The organism is Treponema sp. C6A8 (genome assembly GCF_000619925.1).
Classification (GTDB): Bacteria; Spirochaetota; Spirochaetia; order Treponematales; family Treponemataceae; genus Treponema_D.
On record NZ_JHVB01000006.1, the window covers coordinates 1 to 12,836 of the forward strand.

Annotated in this window: 3 protein-coding genes; 1 reads left to right on the forward strand and 2 read right to left on the reverse strand. The window is 38.5% G+C overall.

The features are described from left to right. Positions 1 to 338, reverse strand: a 338-nt coding sequence (locus T530_RS13675) for a helix-turn-helix domain-containing protein (protein WP_156011553.1), incomplete at its 3' end; no start/stop codon positions are given. A 137-nt stretch (positions 339 to 475) separates the two neighbouring features. Further along, entirely contained in the window at positions 476 to 11,899 is an 11,424-nt protein-coding gene (locus T530_RS0105950) for an Ig-like domain-containing protein (RefSeq protein ID WP_027728221.1), read from the reverse strand. Positions 11,900 to 12,108: 209 nt separating this feature from the next. Between T530_RS0105950 and rsmI the strand changes: the two genes are divergently transcribed. Beyond that, positions 12,109 to 12,816 carry a 16S rRNA (cytidine(1402)-2'-O)-methyltransferase gene (gene rsmI, locus T530_RS0105955; protein ID WP_027728222.1) on the forward strand — a complete coding sequence of 236 codons (708 nt, stop codon included), beginning with the start codon at positions 12,109 to 12,111 and terminating at the stop codon, positions 12,814 to 12,816. The last annotated feature ends 20 nt before the right edge of the window (positions 12,817 to 12,836 follow it).

The window sequence follows — 12,836 nt, forward strand, 5'->3', positions numbered from 1 at the left end:
TCACTGTCACTTATTATTTTTTCTTCTGCCATACCGCATTCTACCTTCCATCTCTTAACTGTGGAAGGGGATATGTGATATTTCATGCTAAGGGAATTTATTGAGGCTTTTTTTCTTATTTCTGCCTTAACCTTTTCCTTGAAGGCTGTTTCGTATTTCGCATGAGAACTTCTGGTTTTCAGACCTGCCTCTCCGTGATATTGGTAAAGTTTTACCCAATCCAAAATTACTGAGGGATGAATACCCATCCTTTCTGCTATTACATGTAGTTCTTCATCATGTTTTAAATACATCTGAACTACAGATAATTTGAAATTTACATCAAATTTTCTTTGCATTTTTCCTCCAAAAGTGTCCAACTTTTGGGGTTCAGTTCAAATTCGGGGTTCGCTAGACGCTCAGTTGGGCGACAATCGCCCAACCATTACCCCTCATTTCTTGGCGCGGGGGAAACAAGCTCTCTTAGGCAACACTACTATTCTGTTAGCCACTTACCATATTCAAGATAAGATCCAAGATAACCAACAACTGGAGTTCCACTTGAATCAAAGTCCAGGTTTACATGACGGAACTTAACATTACCACCCTGTGCTGGTGTAATAGATGGAACTGTCATATACTCCCAACCTGTTGAAGTATAATTTGTACTTGAATCAATACCATCCGATATACTTCCAATTGCAGCATTTGAATAAGCAAGTTTGATTGTATCTCTACCACCTGTTTCTGTTGAATTGTAGTAAGCAATATACGGCTTATTATTCTTAATTTTAATTTGTGTCCAGTTTCCGACAGAACCAGCAGCGTCTACAAGCATTTTTGTATAAGTCTTTGCATTGTAAGCAGTCATATAGATATACATAAGGTCACTGTTGTTAGCATCAAATGCCGCGATATGAATACCGTTACTACTATCAATTGCCATAGAAACATACTGACCAACACCATCAGGGAATGAAACATCTGTATTTTCTGTAAATGTCAAAGCTGTATTTGGACTTGAACCGTCAACACCAGTTTTGTACTTTAAGTGCAGTTTTCCATCGGCACCATAGTAAACAACCACAGCAACTTTGTTAGAATCTACACCAATATCAAAATGCTCTGTTGAAGAAGTTGCAACTGTACTCTTACCATTTGTCCAGGTTGTACTGTTACTGCTATTCTCATTTAAGTTTGTATATTGTGTATAGTTTCCACCGTCAGAAGCCTTTCTAGTTCCATTGTTATAACTTGAAGATTTATACAACTGATTTCCAAGACTTGACTCCGTACCAATCTTCATATTACGGAAATATACAGTTCCAGAGTTATCATCATAGAAACCAAAATATACTCGGGCAGGATCTGTTGAAGAAGTTGAATCTCCTTGTGCAATCAGTCTGAGATTTTTGTATCTATCCAAAAGAAGAGAACTGTAATTTACAGAATCTAATGTAAGGGCATTATTGTTTGACAAATGAGATGGAGTTAAATATTGTCCATTCCAGAATGTACCACTACCCCACCCACCATATGTATCATCATAACCATAGGTACTTGAATCTCCATGCTTATAAGTCTTCATAGTCAAAGCCGAGAATCTGTCATAAATCAAAGACATAGATGCTTCATTGTAGTTGTAAGATGTAACATGGAGATAACGTCCGCTGTCATCCTGTGCCATAGACATTTGATCCCAAGCCATTCCACCAATAAGATATTCAGTTGACTTAGTAGCTCCTGTACCAACAGTTACTACAGAACGCTGCGGCTGGAAGTTTGCAGAATAAGACATTCCACTTCCACCAGTCGGATTCAAATAACTAAAGACAATATTACCTGCCCCATCAGTTGTGTTCTTTTGGTTTACAATCATATCTGGATAATATCCGTTTTTGATTGTTGTACTCTTCATATCGAATACACGCAGATATCTGTCATCTGTCAGTCTAATATTCTTCGTTGTGTAGAAATCTGCCTCGTTAACGCGGTTTGGCATTGACTTGTAATCTTCAACGCTTGAAGTACGTGTAAAGCTTCCGTGTGCATCGTTATTGTTGATGTTGTTCAAACTGCGAATCTTATTACTTGAACTATCTGTTACAAACACTTCAAGATATCCGCTCTTTGAAATAACGTTGCTTGCAGTAAAGCTTGTATAAGGAGCTGCAATACTGCTTGCCTTGGTTGTCACTCCAACACCACTAGAATCTGTAACAGTTCCTGCAGCTGTTGTTGAATTCACAACTCTTACTGCACTTGGACTCAAGTTGAATCCCTTTACCGTAATAAAGTCTTCGGCATAAGTTGAGGCACTTGTACTTGCAGCATACATAATACTGTACTTGCCGCTTGCTGATCGGATATTATTATCCTTCAAACCACTCTTTGTGCGGTTTGAGGTATGGATTGCTGTAATATACGGCACAACGTCCATTGTATAAGATGGCTTATGCTTTGTTGCATCAGTTGTGCCTTCAGAGGTGCCAGTGCTGTTTGCAGAACTATTTGCTGTATCTGTTTTCTGATCGACGGCGATTACTGTGAATTCGGCGTTCAGGTGGGCAACGTCGCTTAAGTGGGCTGTATCGATGGCGATTGTCCAGTTTGCCTTGTGTCCATTCTGATTTATATATGCATCTTCAACTGTAACTTCATAGTAGTTAGATGCCATTGTTGGATTATTTTCACCAACTTTTGAAATAGTCCAGCCAGTAGTTCCGTAGGTTGCGACAGAAATAGGGGTTGTTGTACTTGAATCAAAGTTTGTCATACTAAATGACAAGCCGCCCAGGAGTGTATCATCATATACACTTCCGCGAAGAACAATCTTACCAGAAACTTTAGGGTCATCGCCATAGAGAGTTTTCACTGTGTCAGATAAATCATCTTCAAGCTCAATGTGCCCGTTAGAAGCTTTTCCTCCGTAGAGGCTGTTTTTGCCTTCGCCCTCTCCTTCCCAGAAGAACGGATTTACGACTACGTTCGGAGCAACATTGTCAACTTGGTCAACGATAAAGTCTTTTACACGCAAGAAGGCGTACTGAGAATTTGTTCCCTGAGTACATTCTTCTGTCGTATCCCAGAAGGTGAAAGACATTGATTTAGAGGCTACATCATCACCTAATGAATCGGCAGGAATTACCCAATAGCTCTTTGCTGTAAGAGAATTCTTAATTGAATCTGTTTTGTTTCTATCTTCTTCTGAAACGTCAGAAACACCAACCATAGCAGTAGTTGGAGTAAATGTTCCAGTTGCAGAACGTAATTCTGTTCCTGAGCCAGTAATACCTGTTAGATCTGTACCTGTATCATCTTTTTTAAATACAAGCTTTACGTCTCCATTACCACCAACAAACTCAGGAAGGATTGCAAGATTCTTCTTGATTGTGAATGCATTGCGCGTTCCTGTTGTTTCTGCCCATTCAAGTTTGGAATTCATATTATACTTTTTGAAATCTGCAGTTGTTAACTCGTAGGCTTCTTCACCATCTGTGTTTCCTGTTGCAGCGGCAATGTTGTAAGTCTCAAATTCGTTGTCAGTATATGCGTCATCGTGGTTCAAATCTGTAGCAAGGAATACTTTTGCAAGGCGAGGTGCGTTGTTTGAGACCATCATCTTGTAAGCTTTTCCAGCAACATTTCCTGCTTTGTCGAATGCGAGGATTACGAGAGTTGCAGGACCGTCAGGGATATTGTCGGAATGAATTGAAGCATCCCAGCTCCATTTTGATCCACTCTTTGAGAAAGATTCCGGCATTCCGTCTCCGTCATCTTTTCCAGTATCAAATTCAAATTTACCGTCTTTCTTTTGATTCTGCTTTGCAGTGTTGTTTGCATCTATTACCTGAGCAATCGGGAAGAGAGCTGTTGCACTTGCATTTTCGGCTGTTGTTGCAGGTGTAAATGTGACTTTTGTTCCGTCAATTGCAGAAATTTTTCGCAGCAGTCCGTCAATTTTTACAAGACCGCCTACACGGATATGGTCACCAAGAGCAGAACTTGCAGTGAATGTATTGAATGAACCATTATTATCTGCACTAACAGCACCAGAAACAGATTTTGCGTATAGAACTGGTTTTCCATCTCCAAGACCTAAGTCTATTGAAGTTAATTCTCCTAACGTTACTTTTGAACCATAGGTTGTAGTAGTAACTCCATTTGTTGTGGTTGTTGTTGGTGCAATCATAGAATCTAGGAGAACTTCATTTGAAATTGTCGTCTGGGTGGTTCCTTTTTTTCTCATATAGTAGAAGACAATATTTTCAACTCCAGATCCATCTTCCCCGTCGTCTGAAGAACCCTTGATTGTGTAAATATAGTTGTTATTCTTTACACTATTCTGTTCTGTTAGAGAAAGATCTTCTTCTTTTCCATTTTTAATATCATCAAGAGATGGGGCACTGTTATCAATTTTGAAACTGTATGAGGCTTTTGTTGAATGAGCTGAATTAGCCCCTGCAGCCTGAACTTCTGTTGCTACAACATCGTAAGCAACGGATGTAAGGGATGTATTAATAGGAATGTATACACGTTTGCCACTCTTTCCATCTACAGCACCAAGTGCCATTTCATAACAACCAGAAACTGCTGCTCCATTATTTTTTATACTGACTGTTTCAATTCCAGATTCATCGCGTGAATCAAGAACCAGATACCAGTTATCACCACGAAGGAACATATCTGCAGCATAGTTCTGACTTGCAATTGATAGAGGATCTTCTGTAAGTACAGATGGATTTTCTTCCGAAGTAGGAGTAATTGCAGAACTATACTGTTTTACAACAACAGAAAGAACCGGTACCTTATTATCAATATGGATTGAAACAACTCCATCTTCTGTAGTCCATGCACCAAACTTACCGTTTGCGTTTACACCACAGGCACGGATTTTTATATCATTTGTATCATTAGTTCCGGTTGGATTCATTTTACTATCTGCATTAATCTGAATTCGCCATGAAGTTGTATTAGAAACTTCAATTCCCCACCAGGCATCAAGAGCAGCTTTATCTGCAAAACCAAATGTAGCTGCAATGGCATCTGTCATTACGTTGTCACCAGTACCAGAAGAAGTGTATTCTGTACCCTTAATAGTTTTTATTACATCGTAAGCATTAACTACTGTAAATCCGTAATTATCTTTAGCTATAGTTTTATCAGCCGTATTGAAAGCACCTGTATCATTTGCAATCTGCAGATATACTTTCTTTACAGTTGTGGTTCCAGAAGGAATTTCTGCACTACCTGTTACAGAAATAGCACCTCCAAGAGTAGCATAAGTTAAACCTGTATCGTAATTTTCCTTTGTAGGATATGTGATTGTTACCTTTGGCTTATCACCATCCGGATTGTGATTGATTGTATAATTCTGTTTTATTGTGTAATTACCGAATTTATCAGTTGCCATAAAATATACAGGCAGCTTATAAATACCGTTTACAGGTGTAGCATAAATTGAATTATCATATGTTTCAAAAGTTGGGTTTCCGCCTTCTGCACCATCAAAATCAAACTGCCATGCACTTACGGTTTTCTGTGCAGCAAGTTTATTGCTCCAGCCAGTAAGAGTTCTGAGATATTCCAGTCTTTCTGTATTATTCAATTCTGTTGATTTTGTGGTAGCTTCAAAAACTTGAGCTGAGGTAGGAATCAACCATTTTATACTTTCAAGGCCTGCTTTTCCTGTTTCGGTTGTTGTTCCGGCAATTTTAATTACACCGGTTTTCTCTTCACCATTTTCAGGCGAGCCAACTGTTATTGACGGTGCTGTATTATCAACATAGAAGGTCTTTGAATCTGTTGCTGAGTTTCCAACACGGTCATAACTCTTAACTTCTACTGTGTACTGACCGGTTGTCCATGAAGAAATATCGATATAATCAGTTGTCCATGAAGCAGCTGAACTTTCATTTGTAGTACCTGACCAGTTTCCTTTACCTGCACCTACATCAAGAGTATAAAGCTCCGAATCAGATGAATCTGTTGAAGCTCCTGTAATTGCATCAGCAGTTTTGAGTCTTAATTTTACTGTCGGACTTGCTTCCATATCAGAAATTTTAAGGGTCATTCCACCAATACCGCTGGCATCGGTTGCAGTAAAGTAGAATTTTACGTATTTACGTGCACTTCCACCCAAAGCAAAGTTTGCATTAAGATTAGAATTATCTTTATTCAAATCAAATTCAACATTTGAATCATCCTTAGCAAGATTTTTTGTTGTACCATCTAAATAATACGGCAATCCTTTTCCAACACCTGGGGTTGGAGATTTACTGTCTGAATGATAGGTAAATTCTTTTTCGTTCACAGATTCATCGATTACAGTTTTGGCGCTACTTCCAGTTCCTTCTGTTTTTGTAGGCCGTTCATCATTTATATAAATCTTTGGATTTTTGAGATAATCATTCTTTGTGACAGCTCCTGAAACAGAAGTGTATTTAGAATAGAACTTTCCGTCTCCATTATCTTCAATATAAATATAGAAGGTCTTTTCACCATCATTTGTGTCAGCAGGCTCAAATGTGAATTCACCAGTTGTTGCGTTGTATGATTTTACAAGAGTTGTCGGAGCAGTACCTTCTCCATTGTAACTCGTAGAAGAAAGAATAAAGGTTTTTACCACAGATGTACTTGTTGAATCATCATCAGAAATTCGACCTTTAACCTGAGCATTTGTTCCATACTGTAAGAGATAACCCATTGTTGAGTCATAAGAAAGATTTGAGATGTTGATTTTCGGGCGATCTGTGTCCTGTGAGACGATTACTTTCTGTGCAGAAGAATATCCTGTGTTTCCGGCTTTGTCTTTTGCAACGGCACGAATCCAGTAAGTCTTGCCGTCTGTAAGTTTTGTTGTGTCAAAGTCTTCAATCTTGAAAGTGTAGCTTCCAGAAAGTTTGACTCCTTGTACTTCAGCCTGTGCCGGAGTGTCGCCTTCGGCTTCTTTTGCAGCCTGGTACAAAGTTGCGTCTGTCCATGACGCAGTTGAAGCCGGTTCTGAGTCGCTCTGAATGTACTGCAAGCCTGTTATTGCAGTTGCTGGAAGAACGTTTCCGTCGCTTATTGTACCGCTCATAGAAATCTTTCCGTTAACCTGAATGTCCGCAGTCTCCGAGTCAGCGTCTGTCGGAGCAGTGAGTTTTACTGTCGGAGCAGTTTTGTCTACCATCACGCTTGCAACAGGAACAGTATTTTTGTTTCCAGAACCTGCGTTATCTATTACAACTGCAGAAATACTCTTGCTTCCATTTGTCGTTGAAGAATCACCGAATACTTCGTGAGCCTTGATTGTAACAGACCATGTGCGGCTCTTATCGCCCACATTTCCGTTCAACGTGAGAGTTCCGTAAGTCGTTTCTCCGACTTTGATTGTCTTGCCGTTCACGCTGATTTCAACACTTCTTACACCTGCACTTGCATCAGTTGCAGTTCCGCTTACAGTGATATCTGCGCATCCTTCCTCACCGTTCGTATACTGAATTTCAGATGTAGTAGTAGAAGATGGAGTTGCAGTGTCTACATTGAGAGAAGCGTTGTAGTAGATTTTTTCGCTTGTACTTGCATCGTCGCCAACTGATCCGGTAATTACTTTATCAAGTGCCGCATTTCCTACGTTATCAACAGCAACAAGAATCAGATAGTTGAGTCCTTCTGTAAAGCCTGAGAGCGTTGAAGAATAATTCGTCGTGATATCTGCGTAATATTGTTCTACTCCATTCTTATCTGTCTTTTTAGTAGTAGAAGAAACCAAATCATCGCCATCTGCAATTTTTCCGTCTGAATCGATGATTTTTTCTTTGATTTTTCCAGTTGAAGAAGTATAAGGAACACTTCGCTTTTCTTTTGGAAGCTTAGCGGCAGCAATCGGAGCAAAGTAGCCTGTATATTCAGTATTGTCATTGTATTTAGCAAGGAAGTTATCCGCCTGTTTCTTCAATTCTGAATAAGTCATTGCAGAAGCAGCATTTACAACTTTGTAGTAAATCATCGAAACACCGCTGCCAGAATCCGTATCATCAAATTTACCGCGGACTTTGATTGTATTTGCATTTCCAAATGTATTTTCGCTGTATTTTCCGCCGACATCCTTGTCATCATCACCTAATGTTGTAAGTTCATTGTCGTAGTCGCCAATTCGGAAGTAAAGGTCCTTGTTTTTGTCGTCGAGTGCATGGATTCCCTTTGGTGCGGTCGAGTCGAAATTGAGAGTGATTGTAAGAGGAGTTGCGTTTGTGTTGCCAGCTTTATCCGTAACTGTGAGAATTGCAGTAGCTGTTCCCGTCCAGTCGCTAAAATCAATATTCTCGAATGAGTAAACTCCACCATTTGTATCAGCCAGCGGAGTATAAGATTCTCCGCCACCACCACTTATTGAGAGTTCAACTTTCTCAACACCAAAGTTATCTGTTGCAATACCAGAAATCGTGAATTTTCCGTCAGTATTGTTGATGAAGTAAGTGTTTTCACTAGAATTAGGCTTGTAAACAGAATATTTTATCGAAGTTCCTTCAACACTCGGAGTCTTGAATACAGGTTTTGTAGTATCTCTCTGAATATTGAATACTGAAGAAGAAGATTTGTTTCCTGCAACATCCTCAACAGTTAACTTTACATCGTATGTTGTATCAATATTGAGTTCGCTTACAGGAATTGTGCATAACCAAGTTTTTGCAGTTGAATCGAGTTCAGCCTCAAAACTTTTAGTTGTCTTTGTTCCGTTCTCTGTGTATGAAACTTCGAGGGTAACAGTTTTTACACCAGAAGCGTCATCATCGAATGTTCCGTTTGCAGTAATGTTTGTAGTTCCGTTAGTTACCTGAGTTCCACTCTGTTCACATGTAAAGGTAGGAGATTCTGAATCAACGAATATTTTGAAAATTTGTACTTCGCTTTCATTTCCGGCATAATCCACAGCCTTCATGTAGACTTTGTTTGCAGCAGCATTTCCATCTGCGTCAAGTTTTGAGATAAATTCTCCAAGGTTTGCAGAGAAACTTTCTGTTCCTGTATATTTGTTAGATGAATCTTTATCTTTTGTAGATGCAATGGATTCAGCATAAGTCGGATTGTCCGCTTCGCCCGCCTTGATTACTGAGTATTTAATTTCTTTGATTCCACTTCCGTTTTCAGCGACAGTACCAGTAAACGGCAAGGCAGAAGATTTGTACCAGTTTGTTTCTGATTCTGAATAAGCAACTTTATTTACAGTGAAAGAATCAGCCTTCCATACTGGCTTCTTAGTGTCTACAATAGTTTTTATAGTATCGAGCTTTCTTGATCTTCCAGCTTTGTCTACTACTGTAAGATCAAAAGTCCATTTACCATTGTTATTATCATCTGCAGCGAGCGTAATTGTAAATGTGCCTGATTTTCCATCTTCGGCACGAGTGTCCGTAAAATTGTAACCGCTGTTTCCGCTTGTCACTGGAGCTGACTCACCAACTTTATTTGCTGTGCAAGAAAGAGATGAAATTCCGTACGTATCAGAATATGCACCAGTAATTGTAAGGGTTTCGTCATTTTTTAAATATGTATAATCAGTGACAACCGTTTCACCTTTTTTAACTTCAGAAACGTCAATAGCTGGCTTTGAAAAATCGAAAATAATTTTATTAATTTTATATGTATCTTTTGTTGTATTACCAGCGGCATCTTCAGTCTTGAAAATAATCGAATGTTCACCTTCTGTAATAACAGTATTCTTTAAATCCAAAGACCATGTTGCCGGTTTTGTTACATAAGAATCTTCCTCGGATACTTTTTTCGGTTCCCCAGAATCTATTATATAATAAAGCTGTTTACCACCCGAACCATTACCATATTTTGTTGTTGTAACACCTTGTGTAGTATAAGAATATCTGTCTTCCCAGGTACCGTTTATAGAATAAGTGTTTTCTTCTATTGCACCGTAATAATAATTACCGCTTACCTTAGAAGAACCATCCATATAATATGATTCATCATCAAAAACATAGATTTCTTTACTTGTATCCTGAAGCTCTTTATTAGTGAATTTTAAGACAGGAGCTGCATTATCTGCATATATAATGAATGATTTTTCTTTTGTTTTGGCACCAGTTTTTACAGATTGAACAGTAAGCTTAATTGTACAGTTTTTGAAAGTTGTATTACTTTCTTTTATATCTTTAATAGGAATATATATTTCCTTTCTGGAACCTGTATAAGGATTTCCTGACAAAGTTATTTTATTTTCATCTGTTTTTATATTTTCATCTTCATCAACATCACAATCATAGTAGTAGTTAACCCAGGCATTAATTGTAACTGAGGCATTTACAGAATCATCAGTTACAATAATTGGGATGTTTTTAGTAGAACTTAGGATGTCAGCCTTTTTATAAGTATTATCCCAGGAACAATCAATTTCACTTGAAGCAGTAGAAGCTTTTACTAAGAATCCATATTTTTTATTACCAGATGGAATAAAGTCATTTCCATCACCATCTTTACCTGTAACTTCAATTTTATAGGTTTTACCGTTCTCTATAAAATCTTTATAAGTAGTATCAGAAGCTGTTACATAATTATCATTTATATATGTAGAAATTTTTCCCAAATCTACAGAATATGTTGCATCAGTTGTTGCATTATCATCATTGGAAATATCTGTCTGACCATTACTAATAAATTTTGCATCCAAATTAGAAAATGACAAACCATTATCTATCTTTGTAATTTTTAGTCCTAATGTCTTTGGATAGAATGAAGTACCGTCCAAACCACAGTTTACCAAAAGCGTAAGAATTCCAGCTTCTTCTATTTCAGTAAAAGATGTGTCATATGTATAATTTCTAAATTCATAGGTAGGATTTGCATCAGGATTGATAGAAAAAACTAATTTTGTATTTGAATCTGCAACATAAGGTCGTTCAATCTGTGTTTCATCTGTTATTGTTGTATCTATCTCATATTCACCATTTAAAATGCTTTTAATAACATCCATATTTTGAACAGTTCCATTATATGAACCATTCAAAATATTTTTTAAATCCGCCATTTCAAGTGATTTACCAGCCTTTTTCTGAACAAGATTAAGCATATTTGTTTTTAAAAAGGCTCTTTCTGTTTCATTACCAGCCTTATCTATTGCTGTAACAACAATTGTAAGAGTTTTGGAATCATTTTTTCCGTCAGTTTTAATAGTATCATCGAACATTAAAAGATAGTTCTTATAAAGCTTATACTCATCGCTACTTGTATCAATATTTTGTAATTGTTCATCTGTATAATATTTTGCAATTGTGACTGATGTATCACTTGGATCAAAATCTGTAAAAGAGTCCTTTCCACCATTATCTTTAAGGTTTATAAGGGTACCATCATTCTTATAAACAGATATTTTTATAGTTGGAACTGCATGGTCATCCGAAATCAATCCCGTAATTTTTATAGTGCGGCCGTAAGTGCTTGGCGAAGCTGCATTTACCGACGCCGGTTTACTAAGTGCAACGACAGGAGCGGTGCCGTCAATTTCAAAAGTGCGGCTTGCTTCGCCGGATGCGTGACCGGCGCGGTCGAAGGCGGAAACTTTGGCTTCGTATTTGCCGTCAGGGAGGACTGCGGCTCCGGATGGAACTGAAGTGCTTGTCTGGGTGTAGAGCTGATAGTCCCAGGTGCTGTTGGTGCCGACATTGGCATTAGCTCCGCTAATTACGGCCTGTTCTTTTGTTACATTTGTGATATTTACAGCAACTCTGCTGATTCCCTGGTCATCTGACCATGAACCTGTTAAATTTACACTTCCGCGCAAAACGGCGCTTGTTTCCGGTGTGAGGATTCTTACACTCGGGGCTTCCGTATCAACCGATTCACCTAAACCGATTTCACAGGTTGGGAAAATAATAAATATAGATAGTGCTGCCAGGGCACCGATGAAGAAATTTCTAAACTTCATAAAAACCTCGTCAGACTTGTGCTGAAAAACTCAAAATTTAAATTTGATAAGGACTAGTTGCAAAACAATAGATAAGAACAATTTAGGATCACTAAACTTTTTATTTAGTTCTTATCATAAACCTTTATCGGTAAATTTTCAAATTTTGTGAATGATTGAACAAAAATTTATGATTTGCGCTTTTCTTCTATATAGAATATAATAGTTGCGTGGCAAAGCTTTACGTTATTGGAACTCCGATTGGAAATCTTGGTGATATTACCTACCGCGCGGTTGAGACGCTTAAAAACGTTGATTACGTGGCGGCAGAAGATACCCGCCATACTCTCCAGCTTTTGAATCATTTTGAGATTAAAAAGCCGCTGATTTCCTGCCGGGCGCAGAACGAAAAATTTGCTTCGGAAAATGTAATTAAGCTGCTTAAAGAAGGGCATGACGTTGCCTATGCAAGCGATGCGGGAACTCCTGGAATCAGTGATCCGGGCGCAGTTCTTGTGGACTTTGTGCGTGAGGCTGGCTTTGAAGTTGTTCCTATTCCGGGACCAGCTGCCTTTGCAACCTTAGTCAGTGTTGCCGGCTCGGGCGGAAAAACTCTGGTTTTTGAAGGCTTCCTTTCTCCAAAACCGGGCAAACGTAAGAGCCGCGTAAAAGAGCTGATGGACAGTGGAAATGCAATAATTTTTTACGAAAGTCCCTTCAGAATCGTTAAGCTTCTTAAAGATATTTCCGATACTGAAAGTAGCAGACGTATTGTAGTTGGACGTGAAATGACCAAGCTGCACGAAGAAATCACCAGCGGAACCGCACAGGAACTGTATGAGGATTACGCTTCAAGACAATCCATAAAAGGAGAGTTTGCAGTTTTCATTTCTGGTACAAAAAAAGATAAACATTCGGAAGAATCTGCCGATAATTAAAATAGGTATAGGGGAAGGAA